The sequence below is a fragment of the Stenotrophomonas sp. TEPEL genome (assembly GCF_004348785.1).
In the GTDB taxonomy this organism is placed as follows: Bacteria; Pseudomonadota; Gammaproteobacteria; order Xanthomonadales; family Xanthomonadaceae; genus Stenotrophomonas; species Stenotrophomonas indicatrix.
On sequence record NZ_QQXJ01000001.1, the window covers coordinates 290,573 to 307,181 of the forward strand.

The window sequence follows — 16,609 nt, forward strand, 5'->3', positions numbered from 1 at the left end:
TGACGATCTGCTGCGGGGCGGGAAGCACTAAGTGGAGGACTCCCCAGCCGAGCGGCAGATTCAGGACTGCAGGGGGCCATCTTGGATTTTCAGTGCGAGTTCCGTCGCGTATTTTGATCGCGGCTGTCCGTACTCGGGTTCCGAGGTTTGCATTGGTGCATGCAGTGGACAGTATTGAACTAACTCTTGGGGGAGCAGACGATAAAGTGTTTAACGACGTTTCTCACCTCATCAATTGATGATCTCCCCACTCCCCGACGCCACAAACGCCCTCAACTGCCGAACGAACTCCGCATCGTAGGCCTCCCACTCCGCAATCTCCCCAACAACCCGCAACGGCTCCACACTCCGATACGACCGCGTCGGATTCCCGGGAAACTTCTTGTTGGTCACATTCGGATCGTCCTCAAACGGCCCGGTCGGCTCCACCACATACACACGCGGTCGCCCCTCACCCCGGGCCATCTCCGCAGCCAGCCCGGCGCCCTTGGCAATCGTGGTGAAGTAGATGTGGTTCATCACCACACTGTCGCGATAGTTGGACCGAAATCCCGCGCTCAGCAGCTCGCCCACCGCGAGGTCAGCGCGGGTGCCGTGATAGAACGGCCCGGCAACCTGGTCGCAGGTGTCATGCGAAACGGGTGTCCATTCGGTGTCCTGTGCCATCGGCACCGCCCCCTGACTGTCCTGCCGGATCGACAGGCCGGCGAGTCTAGGGCGCCGGGCGGGCCTTGCGGCAAGGCCCCTTCAGGGAAATAATCTGTAAGGGGGAGGCGCGGTGCGCCTCCTTTTTCATTCTGCCTTGCTGCGGCCTTCCAGCTCGCGCACCGCCGTTTCCAGCGCATCCAGCTTCTCGCGGGTCTTCAGCAGCACTGCACGCTGCACTTCAAACTCCTCGCGCGTCACCAGGTCCAGCTTGGCCAGGCCGGCCTGCAGCGCGCTCTTGAAGGTGGCCTGCAGTTCCTCGCGCGATTCGCGCAGGCCCGGCGGCACCAGGTCGCTGAGGCGACGGGCGAGGTCATCGATTTGGTTCAGGTCGATCATGGGGTGCTCCGTGGGGTGGTGGGCCTGCGCATCCGGCGCGGCCACGGCTGTTCGGCCGTAAGGATACTGCTGGCCCCGGGCCGCCGGACAGGCACGGCGGGTTTCGCACCGGCCGCGTTCAGGCGCTATCCTCCACGCCGGAATACAGGAGATAGACGATGAAGATGGTCATGGCGGTGATCAAGCCGTTCAAGCTCGACGACGTGCGCGAAGCGCTGGCCGAGCGCGGGGTTACCGGGATCACGGTGACGGAAGTGAAGGGCTTCGGTCGCCAGAAGGGCCATACCGAGCTGTACCGTGGCGCCGAGTACGTGGTCGACTTCCTGCCGAAGGTGAAGCTGGAAGTGGCGGTGACCGACGATCAGGTGGAGCTGGTGGTGGAAGCCATCGTGAAGGCGGCGGGCACCGGCAAGATCGGCGACGGCAAGGTGTTCGTGTACGACCTGGGCAGCGTGGTGCGTATTCGTACCGGTGAATTGGACGCGGACGCGCTGTAAGCCGGTTGTGCGCGTAGGGCGGGGTTTGCGTCGCCGGAACGAAGAGCGGTCGAGCAAGCTCGACCTCTACCGGTAAAGCGGGTGAAGCGGTCGAGCAAGCTCGACCCCTACCGGTGAAGCGGGGCGGTGGTTACCGGCGCTTGGCCCACTTGTAGAACCGCTTCCAACCTTGGCGCACGGCCGCCACCCAACCGGGGTCGGCCACCAGCGCCGCCTGCGCAGGGCTCGGCGCTTGCCCGGTCATGCGCTGGCGCATCTTCAGCAGGTTCTTCATGTCGCTGCGGCTCAGCTGCCGGCTCAGCGGGTTGCGGCGCAGCCAGCGCGGCACGCGCCAGGCCGAGGTGAAGTCCAGCAGCACCGGCACGCCGGCGCTGACCACCACGTTGGTGCCATGCAGGTCGTTGTGGGTGATGCCGGCGGCATGCAGGCGGGTGATCGCGTGCTGCAGCTGTTCGAACACTTCATTGCCCACCGCCTGCGCGGTGCTCAGCGTCTGGCCGGGGATGAATTCCATGCCCAGTGCGAGGCCACCAAGGGTGCCGAGCAGGGCCGGGGCGTGCTTCCAACCGCCCAGCCGCTCCAGCATGCGTGCCTCGCGGCGCACCATCAGCCGGGCGATCGGCGACACCGGGGTGCCACGGTAGCGGGAGTAGTCCTTCACCACCGCCGGGCGGCCGTCCAGGCAGGTACGGTAGACATCGGGGGCGAGGAAGCGCTCGCCGCGCTTGAGCAGCAGCGGCGCCACGGCGTCATCGCCGCAGGACGGGGAGGGGGTGATGGAAGGGATCATGTGGGGTCTCGGGCGACCCGGTGGGCGGCGCTGAAGCGTCAAGCGAACCGGTACGACGGGGGGAACTGGCTAAACTTTCGTTAATTCAATTTTAGTACCGGCAAGTTCGCTATTCCACGATTTGTCGGAGAAATGTCGGCGTCGTGGCTGGAACAGTTCGTCGCGCTTTTTCGGACAATTCTGTCTCACTTGCGCGCAGGGTCATTGAAATCAGCGACTTGCAGAAGGGCCAATGCCATCGGTGCGCGCAAGGAAGGGCAGCAGTGCGTCGCGCAGCTGGTCCAACCCCGGCTGCTCGACGGGGAAATGGCCACATTCCTCCAGCAGTACCCTTTGCTTCGGCGCTGCGAGACGTTGGTAGAAACGGTCGCTGATCGCCACCGGCGTCCAGTCGTCGCAGGCGGGGTGCGCCATCAGCACGGGGCAGCGCTGGAACTGCTCGGGCTCCACGGCCGGGGCGGTGTCGAACAGCGATGCCAGCAGCCCCACCGGCACCTGGTTGCCGCCCCCCAGCGGGTCGGCGCAGACCAGCGCGGTCAGCGCCGGATTGCGCGACATGCGCTGCATGTGGGTGAACCAGCGCACCGGGACGCGCAGGCCGCGGGTCAGCCGGCTGAGCGGGCGCAGCCCCGGTAGCAGGGCGCGCATCCACCGCTGGCGGACCAGCGCCACCTGCACCGCTGGATCGCGCGGGTCGGCCAGCGTAGTGGCCGCCAGGCCACGCACCCACGGTGATTCGGCCGCAACCAGATAGGCCAGGTAGCCGCCGATGCTGGCGCCGAACAGCACGAACGGACGTGGCCGCCGCTGGTGTTCGGCGTCGATCAGCGCCAGCAGCGCCTGTTTCCAGGCACCGTAGTCCACCTGCTGCCAGGGCGCGGGGCTGAGCCCATAGCCGGGCAGGTCCGGTGCCAGCACCTCGTACCCGGCCGCCGCCAGCTCAGCCGCAAGCGGTGCGAACATCCGCCCGTAGCCGCCGGCGCCATGCACCAGCAGCACGGTCAGTCCAGCCGCTGCCGGGCCATGCCTGTCCAACCGCAGGCGGCCGTCGGTCCAGCCGAAGACCTCGCTGCGCGGTGCGGCCGGCTGCGCAGGCGGAGCGAAAAATTCGCTGTAGCGTGCGCTCAGGGCAGGATAGGGATCGGTTTGTGGCAACGTCATCGAGGCAGTGTAGGCCACCTGTTCAGTAACGCGGCACTGACTGTCCCGCACGCCTGGCTTGACCCCGGCGCACGGCCTGCCGACCATAAGCTGTTACACGCGACATCGACGGCCGCACCCACCCGGCACGTCCCCGTCTCCTGCCGCGTTCCCCCACTGATGCCGGCCCTGCGGCCGCATCGCCCTGTTTCCCTGTCCGGCGCGTGCTGGAGGAAAGTGCTTTGATCATCAAAATCGTACTTGCGGCGCTGTTCGTGTCCTGCGTGCTGTACATCCACTTCCGTGGCAAGGTCCGTGCGCGCTGGTCGCGCCAGCTGCTGGACCACTCCAGCTTCATGGCCCCGATCAACGTGGTCATGTACATGTTCTCCAAGGTGCCGACCACGCCGTTCCTGGACCCGGGCAAGGAATTCCCGCAGCTGGAGCCGTTGCGGCAGAACTGGCAGATGATCCGCGACGAGGCACTGGCGCTGCGCGATGCGCAGGCGATCGCTGCCTCCAGCACGTTCAATGATGCCGGCTTCAATTCATTCTTCCGCCGCGGCTGGAAGCGCTTCTACCTGAAGTGGTACGGCCCCTCGCACCCGTCGGCCAAGGCGATGTGCCCCAAGACCACCGCGCTGCTGGAATCGCTGCCGGACGTGCGCGCGGCGATGTTCGCGCAGCTGCCGTCGGGCAGCGAGCTGCGCCCGCACCGCGACCCGTTCGCCGGTTCGCTGCGCCTGCACCTGGGCCTGGCCACGCCCAACAACGATGCCTGCTACATCGAAGTGGACGGCATCAAGAAGAGCTGGCGCGACGGTGAGTGGATGATGTTCGACGAAACCTACATCCACCACGCGCACAACGAGACGCCCGATGACCGGGTGATCCTGTTCTGCGATATCGCCCGCCCGCTGCGCTTCGGCCTGCCGGGCCTGTTCAACCGCCTGGTGGCGTCCACGCTGCTGGCCGGTGGCGCCTCGCCGAACCTGCCGGGCGACCCGACCGGTGGCGTCAACAAGGCCTTCGGCAGCGTGTACAAGGTGCGGCTGAAGGCCAAGGCGCTGCGCGAGCGCAGCGTGGTGGCCTATCAGGTGATCAAGTGGGGCCTGGTGGTGGCGGTGATCGCCGGTATCTGGGCGCTGTAAGCGGATGGCCGCCGGGCATGGCCCGGCGCTACCGGAAAACGAAAAAACCCGCGCTGTCGCCAGCGCGGGTTTTTGCTTTGGGATGTGCCAACCTTGGTTGGCACATCCCAATCCCGGTGGGTGCCGACCGTTGGTCGGCACGCCTTACTTCAGCGCCGCCTTCACGAACGGCGGGGTCGCCAGCACGCCGGTGTGCAGCGCGGCGGTGTAGTACAGGGTATCGAAGGTCTTGGCGGCCGAATCGGCCTGGCGGAAGTCGAAGCTGCTGTCGCCCTTGCGCGCCAGGGTCACGCTCCACCAGCCGGTGGGGTAGCACGGCTGCGGGAACGGCAGGGTCTTGAACGAGCCGAAGCCGGCCTTGCCCATCTCGGTGCGCATTTCGTTGATCAGCTCCAGCTGCATCAGCGGCGACTCGGACTGCTGCACCAGGATGCCGTCGTCCTTGAGGGCCTTGAAGCAGCTCTCGTAGAACGCCTTGTTGAACAGGCCTTCACCCGGGCCGACCGGATCAGTCGAATCGACGATCACCACGTCCACGCTGCCGGCCGGGCAGTTGGCCATGTAGGCCACGCCGTCGTCGAACATCAGCTCGGCGCGCGGGTCGTCGTTGGAATCGCACAGTTCCGGGAAGTGCTTGCGCGCCATCACCGTCACCTGCTCGTCGATGTCGCACTGGGTCACGCTCTCCACGCCCTTGTGCTTGAGCACTTCGCGCAGGGTGCCGCAGTCGCCGCCGCCGATGATCACCACGCGCTTGGGCGCGGCGTGGGTGAACAGCACCGGGTGGCTGATCATCTCGTGGTAGAAGAAGTTGTCCTTGCTGGTCAGCATGATGGCCCCATCGATGGTCATCAGGTTGCCCCAGTCGGTGGTCTGGAAGATCTCGATCTTCTGGAACGGCGACTGCACTTCGTCCAGCTTGCCGGTGATGCGGTAGCCGATGGCCGAGCCGGTGCGCTCGAAGTGTTCGATGTACCAGTTGCTGTTGTCAGTCATGGGAAAGCATTCCTGTTCGGAGGGGATGGAGCCGGGCTGAAGGCGGGGTGCCACGCATCCGGACGGATCGGCCCGTTCAGGTTCAGACCTGCCACGGGCGCGGGCGCGCATGATAACGAACCTGTGGGCATATAGGCGTTATCATGCCCCCCCTTTTAGTTGCCACAAGGCCGACTGCAATGACCGATTGGTCCCTCGACCAAGCCCGCAAGACCTACTCGATCCCGCACTGGGCGGATGGCTATTTCGACGTGGATCAGGCCGGGCACATGGTGGTGAGACCGACCGGGGCGGATGGCCCGGTGGTGTCGCTGCCCAAGGTGGTCGATGCTGCGCGCGCGGCCGGTGCCAAGCTGCCGCTGCTGGTGCGCTTCCCGGACATCCTCGGCCAGCGCCTGGGCAAGCTGCAGGCGGCGTTCGCCCAGGCCCAGCAGGATTGGGACTACCCGGGCGGCTACACCGCCGTATACCCGATCAAGGTGAACCAGCACCGCGGCGTGGCCGGCACCCTGGCCAGCCACCACGGTGAGGGCTTTGGCCTGGAAGCGGGCAGCAAGCCGGAACTGATGGCCGTGCTGGCGCTGTCGCGCCCGGGTGGCCTGATCGTCTGCAACGGCTACAAGGACCGCGAGTACATCCGCCTGGCCCTGATCGGCCGCAAGCTGGGCCTGCAGACCTTCATCGTCATCGAGAAGCCGTCCGAGCTGAAGCTGGTGCTGGAAGAGTCCAAGGCGCTGGACGTGAAGCCGGGCCTGGGCGTGCGCATGCGCCTGGCCTCGCTGGGCGCCGGCAAGTGGCAGAACAGCGGTGGCGACAAAGCCAAGTTCGGGCTGTCGCCGCGCCAGCTGCTGGACCTGTGGAAGTCGCTGCGCGATACCGAATACGCCGACTGCCTGAGCCTGCTGCACTTCCACATGGGCTCGCAGATCTCCAACGTGCGCGACATCGCCAACGGCATGCGCGAAGCCACCCGCTACTTCGTCGAGCTGTCACAGCTGGGTGCGAAGATCACCCACGTCGACGTGGGCGGTGGCCTGGGCGTGGACTACGAAGGCACCCGTTCGCGCAGCTTCTGCTCGATCAACTACGGCCTCAATTCGTACGCCAGCAACATCGTGCAGCCGCTGGCCAATGCCTGCGAAGAGCACGGCCTGACCCCGCCGCGCATCGTCACCGAGTGTGGCCGCGCGATGACCGCGCACCACGCGGTGCTGATCGCCAACGTGTCTGAAGTGGAACAGGCGCAGGAAGGCCGCGTGCCGGACCAGCACGATGACGAGCCGGCTTCGATCCGCCACCTGCGCGAGATCCACGAAGAACTGGACGTGCGTCCGGCGGTGGAGCTGTTCCAGGAAGCACAGCACTTCCATGCCGAAGGCCTGTCCAGCTATGCGCTGGGCCAGATCGACCTGCCGCAGCGTGCGCGCATCGACGATCTGTTCTATGCCATCGCCCATGGCGTGCGTGCGCGCCTGAGCTACGACGAGAAGAGCCATCGCCCGGCGCTGGATGAACTGAACGAGCGCCTGGTCGACAAGTACTTCGTCAACTTCAGCGTGTTCGAATCGATTCCCGATGCGTGGGCGATCGACCAGGTGTTCCCGATCGTGCCGATCGAGCGCTTGAACGAGGCGCCGGATCGCCGCGGCATCATCGCCGACATGACCTGCGATTCCGATGGCATGGTCAAGACCTACGTCGAGAACGAAAGCCTGGACAGCTCGCTGCCGCTGCACGCGATCAAGCACGGCGAAAGCTACCGCATCGGCTTCTTCATGGTCGGTGCCTACCAGGAAATCCTCGGCGACATCCACAACCTGTTCGGCGATACCGACGCGGTGGAAGTGCTGGCCGATGCCGATGGCTATGCCATCACCCAGCAGCGCCGCGGCGATACCACCGACGTGATGCTGGACTACGTGGGCTACAAGCTGGATGACCTGCGTGCGGCCTACGCCGAGCGCGTGGCCTCGGCGGACCTGTCGCCGGAGCGCGCGCAGGAGCTGTCCGAAGCGCTGGAAGCGGGCCTGACCGGTTACACCTACCTGTCCGATGAACCGTTGATCTGAGGGTGACGGGAACGCCGGGCATGGCCCGGCGCTACCGGTGCTGATGAGCGCCCGCGCGATCTTCCATCTGTTCCTGCATGCCGCCGTGCCAGCCCTGCTGGCATGGCTGTTCTGGCGCAAGCGCTTCGCCTCGGCGTGGCTGTTGCTGCTGTTGGGCTGGATCATCGACCTGGACCATCTGCTGGCCGATCCGATCTACGCCCCGAACCGCTGCAGCATCGGCTTCCACCCGCTGCATACCGCACCGGCGATTGCCGTGTATGCCGGGCTGTGCGTGCCGAAGAAAACGCGACTGGTGGGCATCGGTTTGATGATCCACATCGTGCTCGATGCCATCGACTGCTGGTGGATGCATCACCGTTGATGCTCCGGGTGGCGCATGATCCGGTAGCGCCGGGCCATGCCCGGCGAGCGCAGCGGCGCGTCACCCCATCGGCAACCACAACGTGGCGCGCAATCCCGGTTGTGCATTCTCCAGCGCCAGCCGTCCACCATAACTGGCGGCGATATCGCCGACGATGGCCAGGCCGAGGCCGCTGCTGTTTTCGCGCTCATCCAGCCGCACGCCACGCTGGGTCACCTGCGCCAGCGCTTCGGCTGCCAGCCCCGGACCGTCGTCGCGCACATCAATGCGCAACTGTTCGTCGTCCACGCGCGCAGTGACGATCACCTCACGCTGTGCCCACTTGCCGGCGTTGTCGAGCAGGTTGCCAAGCATCTCTTCCAGGTCGGCGCTGGCGCCGGCGAACTGCAGGTCGTCGGCAATGCCCTCGGCCTGGAACTGCAGCGCACGGTCGCCATGCACGCGCGCCATCAACCCGCACAGCGCCTGCGCCGCCGTGGCTACCGGCGTACGCTCGCGATGGTCGGCGGTCAGCCCGGCGGCAAGGTAGCGATCGACGCTGGCCTGCATGCGTGCGCCCTGTTCGCGCAGCGTCGCGCGCCACGCGCGGCCCTCGCCATCGGCTTCGGCGGCGAGCACGCTCAGCGGTGTTTTCAGCGCATGCGCCAGATCCTGTGCGCTGGTGCGGGCGCGGCCCACCATCCGTTGCTGGTGGTCGAGCAGGGTATTGAGCTCTTCGCCGAGCGGTGCGATTTCAGCGCCCAATCCGGCCGTATCGATGCGCTGTGCATCGCCGCGGCGCACGCGTTCCAGCTGCGCACCGAGACGCTGCAGGGGCCGCAGACCGAAATGCACCTGGCTGGCCAGTACCGCCAGCCACGCCGCTACCAGCACGGCCAACGCCATTGCGCTGCGTTGGCGGAACGCGGCGACGTCCGCATCCAGGGCACTGCGGTCGGTGGCGACCACGGCGACATAGGGTTGGTTGGCGCGGGGCAGGCGCACCGGCTGCACGCGCGCGCGCAGCGATTGCTGCAGCGGGCCGGGCAGATTGCGTTCGGCTGCGCCAGTGGCGGCCACTGGCAGCGTTTCGTCCCACAACGAACGTGACTGCAGCAGCACCTTGCCGCTGCCATCGGCGATCTGCCAGTACGCACCGGAGAACACGCGCTGGAAGCGCGCATCGTTGGGTTCCTGGCGCAGCTGCAGCTGGCCATCGGCATCGATCTCGGCCTGCGCCAACAGGGTCAGCATGTCCTGCTGCAGTTCATTGTCCAGGCGGTCGCGCGCGCTGCGCTTGAACAGTTCGCCCAGCAGCGCACTGGCCAGTACCGAGACCAGCAGCAGGCCGATGCCACCGGCCAGCAGCAGCCGGCGTCGCAATGATGGTTGCCGGCTCACGGCGCGGCCAACCGCCAGCCCTGGCCGCGTACGGTCTGGATCAGGTCGGTGCCGAGCTTGCGGCGCACCCGCCCCAGCAGTACGTCCAGCGCATTCGAATCGGGGTCATGACCGCCATCGAACACATGTTCGCCCAGGCGGTCGCGGCCGATCACCTGGCCGCTGTGGTGGATGAAGTAGCTCAGCAGGCGGAATTCCTGCGGGCTCAGCGCCAACGCCTGGCCATCCAGGTCGAAGCGTCCGGCATTGACGTCCAGCTGCAGCGGACCGCACTGCAACCGTGGGCTGGCATGGCCGTGGCTGCGGCGGATCAGCGCGCGCAGGCGCAGCACCAGTTCGTCGGCCTGGAAGGGTTTGGTCAGGTAGTCGTCGGCGCCGGCATCGAAGCCGGCCAGCTTGTCGTGCCAGCGCCCGCGCGCGGTCAGCACCAGCACCGGGAAGTCGCGGCCGTTGCCGCGCCAGCGCTCGATCACGCTCAGGCCGTCCAGCCCGGGCAGGCCCAGATCGACGATGGCGGCCTGCAGGTCTTCCACCTGGCCGATCTCCTCGGCCTGGCGACCATCAGCCACCACCTCGACCACGTAACCGGCCTGTTCCAGCAGCGGCTGCAGGCGCTCGGCCAATGCGGCATCGTCTTCGGCCAACAGGATGCGCATCAGTCGTCCAGCTCCGTCTTCAACAGCCTGCCGTTGCGCGCTTCATAGTCCAGCTCCACCACCACGCCGTCGGCGCGCAGGATCTCCACTTCGTACACGCCATCGTCCAGTTCCACTTCCAGCAGCTGGCCGGGGTGGCGCTTGAGTGCATCGCGCACCACGCCTTCCAGCGGCACGTAGCGGCCCTGCTGCACCGCGCGGCGCGCGACCTGCTGCGCCGGGTCCTGGGCAGGGCCGGCGGCGGTCGGGGCGCTGGCCAGGGCCAGCAGCAGGGACAAGGAGGGCAGGATCGGCACGTGAGTGGCTGGAAGCATGGGAACAAGTGACAGGCGCGAGTGTGCCGTGGCCGACTAACGGTTGGCTAACAGCGCCGGCTAAGCCGCTGTTAACCACGCCGTGCATCGTGGCGTTGCCGGGATGGTCCGGCAACGAACAGGAGAACCCCCATGTTGAAGTCGCTCACCCTCGCCACCGTTGTCGCCCTGGCCGTGGCCCCCGCCGTACAGGCGGCACCGCTGGGCATGGCCCAGGTCGAACAGACCCTGCGCAAGGCCGGCTACACCCAGATCCATGAGATCGAACGGGATGATGGCCTGTGGGAAGCCGATGTCAGCCGTGCCGATGGTCGCTTCAGCGAGGTGTATGTGGACCCGAAGACCGGCGAGATCTTCGACGAGCACGATGGGCGTGCGCAGCTGAGCACCGAGCAGGTGCTGGCCAAGGCGCAGTCGCAGGGCCTGCGCGAGATCCATTCGCTGGAGCGCGACGGTGCGACGTGGTCGCTGGAAGCGCGCAATGCCCGCAACCAGAAGGTGGAAGTGCGCCTGAGCGGTCATGACGGCCGCATCCTGCACAGCGAGCGCGATGGCTGGCTGGATTGACGCCTGCTTCGGGACGGGGCGTGTCGCTGGTAGCGCCGGGCCATGCCCGGCGAGCGCAGCGGGCGCATCAGGCCGCCGGGCATGGCCCGGCGCTACCTTCCGCTGTTACCAGTAGAGGCCGACCTTGGTCGGCCCAGGCCCGACGCGGGGCTTACCAGCCGTAAGGCGGCGGGTAATCCCAATAGCCCGGGCCACCACCGTAATACCCACCACCGCCGTACGGCCCGAAGAAGCCCGGGCCCTTGCCTTCGCTCACGTGGATGTTGACGTTGACCCCGCGGGTCTTGCCTTCATCGTTGGTGTAGTTCTTGCTGAGATTCAGCGTGGCGGCGTTGTAGTGGGTGTTGCCGTAATTCTTGGCATAGCCGATGCCGGTGGTGAAGCTGCCGGAGACCTTGACCTTGTCGTCCTGCACGTCGGCGATCCTGCCGTCGCCGTGCACGCGCGGGCCGGTCTTGTCGCCGTAGAACGTACCGGGCGGATCCTGTTGCAGCGTCGGATCGTTGAGATAGCGCATCGGCGTCTGCGGCACGGACAGGTCCAGGCCGGACGCCTGCGGCGCGGTGGCGCCGGCGGCGGACTGCGCCAACGCGGTCCCGGGCAGGGCGGCCAGGCACAGCAGCAGGGTCAGGGGGCGGATCATGACGGCGCTCCAACGGAGAGGGGCCGCGCAGCACGCGGCGGTACAGGCCGACGCTAGCAGGCGTTGCTTGAATGATGCCTGTCGGCGCCCGCCTGCGGTAGAGCCAGGCCATGCCTGGCTGCACGCTACAACCGCCCGAACCCGAACAGGTCCTGCAACGGGTGCCGGCGCCGCTCGATCCGTGCCCGCAGCAGCCCGGCGCCGATCATTGAATAGGTGATGCCGTTGCCACCATAGGCCATGGCGAACTGTACCCGTGGCCCCCACTGCGCATGCGCCCCGAAGAACGGCAGGCCGTCAGCGGTCTCGGCAAAGGTGCCCGCCCATGAAAACGCCGGGGTCGGCTGCAGCTGCGGGAACCACTGCAGCAGTTGCTTCATCAGTTTGCGGGCCTTGCTGTCCACCCGGCCATCGCGGCGGGCGGGAATATCGATGGCATCGTCCAGCCCGCCCACCAGCAGCCTGCGGTCGCCGGTGGCACGCAGGTACAGGTAGGGGCGCGCGCTCTCCCAGACCATCGTGCGCTGCAGCCAGCCCAGCTCGTCGGCGTTGATCGGGTCGGTGATGAACGCGTAGCTGCTGCGGTTGCGGGCCACGCGCGGTTCCAGCCACTGCTGGTTGGCATAGCCCATCGCCAGCACCACGTGGCGCGCGCGGATCTGCATGCCGGATTCGGTGCGGGCGGTTACGCCGCGCGCGGTGGGGGTGAGGGCATGCAGCACGGTGCGGTCATGTGCCACGCCGCCGCGCCGCTGCAGTCGCCGCAGCAGCCCGTAAGTGAAGCAGTAGGGATCGACCCGTGCAGCCTGGCGGGTCAGCAAGGCACCTCCGGCATCGACGCTGAAACGTTCCTGCAGCGCATCCCGGTCCAGCCAGCGCGCATCCAGGCCGATGCCACGGCGCGCCTCGCCTTCGGCCATCAGCCGAGGTACGTCGCGACGGCGGCTGGCCAGGTACAGGCTGTCCATCTGCTTGAAGTCGACGTCCTTCAGGCCGCGCGCGACCTCGCCCAGTGCAGGGATCGCGTCCGCACAGGCCTGGTAGGCCAGCGCCGCAGCGTCCTGGCCATACTGCGAGGCCAGCTCCAGCAGATGGGTATCGATCTCGTACTGCAGCAGCGCGGTACTGGCTGCGGTGCTGCCCCAGCCGATGTCGCGCTGCTCGATCAGCGCAACGTCGTGGCCATGGGCCGACAGCTCATCGGCGATCAGCGCGCCGGTGATGCCGCCACCGACCACCAGCACATCGCACTGCAGATCCTTTTCCAGCGGCGGAAAGGCCTGGATCAGGCCGTTGCGCACCGCCCACCACGGGTAACCACTCTTCAGGTCCATGCGGGGTCGTACTCAGGCAGTGGGGTGGCCGGTATGCGGGGTCAGGATCAGTTCGGACAGATCGAAGCCCTGCAGGCGTGCGCTGGCCAGATAATGTTCCTGCACGGTGGCATCGAGCCGGGGCTCACGTGCCAGCAGCCACAGGTACTTGCGATCCGGGCTGCCGACCAGGGCAACGCTGTAGTCCGGCGCCACCTGTATCACCCAGTAGTCACCCTTGGCGAAGGGCAGCCAGCGCAGGCCCTTGGGCAGGAAGCTGACTTCCAGCCGCGCGCTGTCGTTGTCGATCGCGCAGGCCTCACCGGTGGCTTCCTCGATCTCGCCGTCCATGCGGCAACGGTTGGTGACGCCGACGTTGCCGTTGTCGAGCAGCTGGTAATGGGCCGACACGTCGGTGCAGCCCTCCGGCTCGTGGCGCATCGGCAGGCGGGCGATCTCGTACCAGGTGCCCAGGTAGCGGGGCAGCTTGAGGTCGGTGACGGTCTTCAGGGGTGGCAGGTCGGTCATTGTCAGGCGAGGCAGGAAGGGACCTCCACGATGCCGAGGACACTGCCACGGGCGGGTGAAGCCGGGGCGAGTGCCATGTCCAGAACATTCCGTCGCCCGGGCGGAGCGCGTGCCGTCATCGGCGCAGCGGTATGCTTCGGCCAGCGCCGCGTTTTTCCGATCCAATCGAAGTGGAGGTGCCGATGTACCAGGTGATCCTGTTGAAGAGTGAAACCCAGTTCGCCCGCGAGCAGTGGCCGCAGGTGGACGATCTGGTGGACTACGAAGGCGTGGCCTACAGCCTGCGCGCCGGGCCGCGCCAGCCGCTGCCGACCGACCACGCCTGGCACCCGGTCGCGGTGTATGCGCCGGATGAGATCACCGAGGAAGAATTCCAGGACTGGTACGCGCTGCAGCAGCCGCAGGTGGAAGAGCTGCGCCTGAAGTACTGAGCCGCAGCGAGCGGCCAGCGCCTGCGCATCCGCCGTTTACAGTACCTGCCGTATAGTCGCGCGCAGGCGCGGTGGTCCGCGCAAAACGGTGTGGCTGGCTTGTCTTCCTTCTTCCGAACGATCCTGGTGCGTGGCCCGTGGTTGGCCCTGCTGTTGTGCTGCACGCTGCTGCTGGCTGTGCCGGCGCTGGCGCAGGATGACGACCCCACGCCCAAGCAGCAGCTGGCGGATATCGACAATGCGTTGAAGGCGGTGGAACGCAAGCGCAACGACGCCGAAGCCATCGAAACGCTGGGCACGCTTTCGGAAAATGCGTCACAGGCCAAGCGCGATGCCGAGGCGCTGGAAAAGACCCTGCAGCCACAGCTGGACCAGCTCAACGAGCAGCTGACGCAGCTGGGCGAGGCGCCCAAGGACACCACTGAACCGCCGGAGCTGGCGGCGCAGCGGCGCACGCTGACGCGCCAGCGCGATGCCCTGGCGGCATCGATTGCCCAAGCCAAGTCCAGTGCCGTCCGTGCGCAGCAGTTGAGTGCGGACATCGACAAGCAGCGCAACGCGCAGCGCACCGAGGAACTGGGGCGCAAGGTCGCCTCGCCGCTGTCGCCAACGCTGTGGCGGCAGGTGGCCGACCAGTTGCCAAGCGATATCGCCCGCGTCACTCCTTTGGCCCAGCAGGGCCGGGCCGCGCTGACCACGGCCATTGCCACCCATGGTTGGGGCACGTTGCTGCTGGGGTTGGCGGCGGCACTGGTGATGATGTTCCCGTTGCGCCTGTGGCTGCGCGCGCTGGGGCGCCGGTTCGCTGCGTCCGAGCGTGCCCCCGACGGCCGCCTGCGCCGCTCTGGTCTGGCCATGTGGCTGCTGCTGGTGGGCACCCTGCTGCCCGGCTACGCCGTGGTGGTGCTGGTGGCTGCGCTGGATGCCATCGGCGCGATTCCGCCGCGCCTGCAGAGCGTGGCCGAAGGCGTACAGGCGGCGACGTTTGCTGCGGCCTTCATTTCCGCACTCAGCGCCTGCCTGCTGGTGCCCAAGCGGCCTTCGTGGCGGCTGCTGAACCTGGATGACACCGCCGCGTTGAAACTGCGCAAGTACGCCTGGGGTGCCGCGGCACTGGCCTGGCTGAGCACGGTACTGGTGGCCATCGATCGCGCCACCCGCACCAGCGACGTCACGACGGTGGCGCTGGACGGCGTGATCGCGCTGACCTATCTGGGCCTGATCATGGCCATGCTGGTGACGCTGGCGCGCCTGCATCGGCGCCAGACCGCCGAGGCCGAGGCGAAGCTGGAAGCGCAGGCCGACGGCCAGGGCGCGGCCGTTCCGGTGCGGCGCAGCAGCTGGCTGGTGCTGGCACGTGTGGCCGGCAACATCGCCGTGGTGGCCGCGATCATCGCCACCCTGATGGGCTATGTGAACTTCGCCAAGTTCGTCAACCAGCAGCTGATCGGCGGCAGCATCGTGGTGTTGGCGGCGACGCTGCTGTTCAAGTTCGTCGACGATTTCTCCACCTGGCTGCTCAACGCCGACAGCAAGGTCGGCCAGACCATCCTGCTCAGCACCGGCCTGAGCGTGTCGCGGCTGGAACAGGCCGGTGTGCTGCTGTCCGCCGTGCTGCGCACGTTCGTGGTGCTGATCGCGTTGCTGGCGCTGGCGGCGCCGTTCGGCAACATCGGCTCGGTGGTCGAGCGCGTCGCTTCGCTAGCCAACGGCATTTCCATCGGCGACATCACGCTCAAGCCTGCGCGTATCGCCATCGCGCTGCTGGTGATGCTGGTCGGGTTGGGGCTGACGCAGCTGCTGCAGCGCTGGTTGACCGACACCTACCTGCCCAAGACCGAACTGGACCTGGGCGCGCGCAATTCAATCAGCACCATCACCCGCTACGTGGGCATCATCCTCGTGGGGCTGTGGGCGCTGACCGCCATGGGCCTGAACCTGAAGAACCTGGCGCTGCTGGTCAGTGCGCTGTCGGTAGGTATCGGCTTCGGCCTGCAGGCGATCATCCAGAACTTCGTCTCCGGCCTGATCCTGCTGGCCGAGCGGCCGGTGAAGATCGGTGACTGGGTGAAGCTGGGCGATCAGGAAGGCGACATCCGCCGCATCAACGTGCGTTCCACCGAGATCCAGGTGGGGGACAAGTCGACGCTGATCGTGCCCAACTCGGAACTGATCACCAAGACCATCCGCAACATGACGATGGGCAACAATCAGGGGCGCATCCAGATCCAGTTCGCGGTGCCGGCCAGCACCGATGTCGTGGGCCTGCGGCAGGCGCTGCTGGATGCCTACGGTGCGCACAACACGGTGCTGCAGCAGCCGGCGCCGTCGGTGTACATCGACAGCATTGCTGGCGGCCAGATCACCATCAACAGCTTCGCCTACGTGGCCAGCCCACGGCAGGTGTATGGCACGCGCAGCGATCTGTATTTCAGCCTGCTGCAGATCCTTGCCGAGCGGAACATCCCGCTGTCCACGCCGACCGATATCCACATCACCCGCGATCCGCCGCAGTAAGGGGGGGGGGGCGGCAGGGCTGCGCCCTGCACCCGCCGAAGCGGTAGTGCCGGCCGCTGGCCGGCAACCTCAGGAGCAACAGCAACAGCAACAGCAACAGCGGGTTTCCCGAGGGATGGCGGGGTGCGTCCGGTTGCGGGGGACGCTGCAAGTACGTCCCTGTAAGCTCGGTCGCGCCATCCATGGCGCTCACGCCCCCGCAACCGGAC

18 protein-coding genes are annotated in these 16,609 nt (G+C 66.9%); 7 read left to right on the plus strand and 11 right to left on the minus strand.

Annotated elements, in window-relative coordinates; all coding sequences use genetic code 11:
- Nucleotides 1-231: 231 nt before the first annotated feature.
- A complete protein-coding gene (arr, locus tag TEP_RS01255) occupies nt 232-666 on the minus strand; it encodes an NAD(+)--rifampin ADP-ribosyltransferase (RefSeq protein WP_132823831.1) in 435 nt (144 codons plus the stop codon).
- Between the two features lie 126 nt (nt 667-792).
- Nucleotides 793-1,044 carry an accessory factor UbiK family protein gene (locus TEP_RS01260; protein WP_089237467.1) on the minus strand — a complete coding sequence of 84 codons (252 nt, stop codon included), beginning with the start codon at nt 1,042-1,044 and terminating at the stop codon, nt 793-795.
- A gap of 158 nt (nt 1,045-1,202) precedes the next feature.
- Between TEP_RS01260 and TEP_RS01265 the strand changes: the two genes are divergently transcribed.
- Nucleotides 1,203-1,541, plus strand: a complete 339-nt coding sequence (locus TEP_RS01265) for a P-II family nitrogen regulator (protein WP_079223976.1) — start codon at nt 1,203-1,205, stop codon at nt 1,539-1,541.
- A gap of 130 nt (nt 1,542-1,671) precedes the next feature.
- Here the strand turns inward: TEP_RS01265 and TEP_RS01270 are convergent, their stop codons facing one another.
- Together TEP_RS01270 and TEP_RS01275 are read right to left on the minus strand one after the other, a co-directional pair.
- The gene (locus tag TEP_RS01270; RefSeq protein ID WP_132823833.1) at nt 1,672-2,331 is read right to left on the minus strand and encodes an RIO1 family regulatory kinase/ATPase; all 660 of its coding nucleotides are present in this window, start codon (nt 2,329-2,331) and stop codon (nt 1,672-1,674) included.
- A gap of 210 nt (nt 2,332-2,541) precedes the next feature.
- Nucleotides 2,542-3,492, minus strand: a complete 951-nt coding sequence (locus TEP_RS01275) for an alpha/beta hydrolase (RefSeq protein ID WP_165933881.1) — start codon at nt 3,490-3,492, stop codon at nt 2,542-2,544.
- 224 nt (nt 3,493-3,716) lie between these two features.
- Here TEP_RS01275 and TEP_RS01280 point away from each other — a divergent pair, with 224 nt between their 5' ends.
- On the plus strand, nt 3,717-4,622 hold the full coding sequence (locus tag TEP_RS01280; protein ID WP_049465655.1) for an aspartyl/asparaginyl beta-hydroxylase domain-containing protein: 906 nt from the start codon (nt 3,717-3,719) through the stop codon (nt 4,620-4,622).
- Between the two features lie 144 nt (nt 4,623-4,766).
- On the opposite strand, the gene speE is transcribed toward TEP_RS01280, so the two are convergent.
- Nucleotides 4,767-5,618 (minus strand): polyamine aminopropyltransferase, encoded by an 852-nt coding sequence (gene speE, locus TEP_RS01285; protein WP_132823837.1) that lies wholly within the window; start codon nt 5,616-5,618, stop codon nt 4,767-4,769.
- A gap of 179 nt (nt 5,619-5,797) precedes the next feature.
- Here speE and speA point away from each other — a divergent pair, with 179 nt between their 5' ends.
- Both speA and TEP_RS01295 read left to right on the plus strand, forming a co-directional pair.
- Nucleotides 5,798-7,687 (plus strand): arginine decarboxylase, encoded by a 1,890-nt coding sequence (gene speA / locus TEP_RS01290; RefSeq protein WP_025874563.1) that lies wholly within the window; start codon nt 5,798-5,800, stop codon nt 7,685-7,687.
- 43 nt (nt 7,688-7,730) lie between these two features.
- Nucleotides 7,731-8,051, plus strand: a complete 321-nt coding sequence (locus tag TEP_RS01295) for a DUF6122 family protein (protein WP_033832425.1) — start codon at nt 7,731-7,733, stop codon at nt 8,049-8,051.
- A gap of 60 nt (nt 8,052-8,111) precedes the next feature.
- Here TEP_RS01295 and TEP_RS01300 read toward each other — a convergent pair whose 3' ends face one another.
- From TEP_RS01300 to TEP_RS01310, 3 genes are read right to left on the minus strand one after another with little or no spacing between them, the layout of a single operon-like run.
- Nucleotides 8,112-9,431, minus strand: coding sequence for a sensor histidine kinase (locus TEP_RS01300; protein ID WP_132823839.1), 1,320 nt, complete (start codon nt 9,429-9,431; stop codon nt 8,112-8,114).
- Nucleotides 9,428-10,087, minus strand: a complete 660-nt coding sequence (locus TEP_RS01305) for a response regulator transcription factor (RefSeq protein ID WP_025874566.1) — start codon at nt 10,085-10,087, stop codon at nt 9,428-9,430. The genes TEP_RS01300 and TEP_RS01305 overlap by 4 nt, the downstream gene beginning before the upstream one ends.
- Complete coding sequence (locus tag TEP_RS01310) at nt 10,087-10,377, minus strand: PepSY domain-containing protein (protein ID WP_132826417.1); 291 nt, start codon at nt 10,375-10,377, stop codon at nt 10,087-10,089. The genes TEP_RS01305 and TEP_RS01310 overlap by 1 nt, the downstream gene beginning before the upstream one ends.
- A 156-nt stretch (nt 10,378-10,533) precedes the next feature.
- Between TEP_RS01310 and TEP_RS01315 the strand changes: the two genes are divergently transcribed.
- Entirely contained in the window at nt 10,534-10,968 is a 435-nt protein-coding gene (locus tag TEP_RS01315; RefSeq protein ID WP_025874568.1) for a PepSY domain-containing protein, read from the plus strand.
- Between the two features lie 151 nt (nt 10,969-11,119).
- Here TEP_RS01315 and TEP_RS01320 read toward each other — a convergent pair whose 3' ends face one another.
- The 3 genes from TEP_RS01320 to TEP_RS01330 form a co-directional block, all read right to left on the minus strand.
- Nucleotides 11,120-11,611 (minus strand): hypothetical protein, encoded by a 492-nt coding sequence (locus tag TEP_RS01320; RefSeq protein WP_025874569.1) that lies wholly within the window; start codon nt 11,609-11,611, stop codon nt 11,120-11,122.
- Nucleotides 11,612-11,736: 125 nt separating this feature from the next.
- On the minus strand, nt 11,737-12,945 hold the full coding sequence (locus TEP_RS01325; protein WP_132823841.1) for an FAD-dependent oxidoreductase: 1,209 nt from the start codon (nt 12,943-12,945) through the stop codon (nt 11,737-11,739).
- 12 nt (nt 12,946-12,957) lie between these two features.
- The gene (locus tag TEP_RS01330; RefSeq protein WP_025874571.1) at nt 12,958-13,452 is read right to left on the minus strand and encodes a lipocalin family protein; all 495 of its coding nucleotides are present in this window, start codon (nt 13,450-13,452) and stop codon (nt 12,958-12,960) included.
- Nucleotides 13,453-13,634: 182 nt separating this feature from the next.
- Here TEP_RS01330 and TEP_RS01335 point away from each other — a divergent pair, with 182 nt between their 5' ends.
- Both TEP_RS01335 and TEP_RS01340 read left to right on the plus strand, forming a co-directional pair.
- Nucleotides 13,635-13,883, plus strand: coding sequence for a hypothetical protein (locus TEP_RS01335; protein ID WP_132823843.1), 249 nt, complete (start codon nt 13,635-13,637; stop codon nt 13,881-13,883).
- A 90-nt stretch (nt 13,884-13,973) separates the two neighbouring features.
- On the plus strand, nt 13,974-16,400 hold the full coding sequence (locus TEP_RS01340; protein ID WP_132823845.1) for a DUF3772 domain-containing protein: 2,427 nt from the start codon (nt 13,974-13,976) through the stop codon (nt 16,398-16,400).
- Nucleotides 16,401-16,609 lie beyond the last annotated feature (209 nt).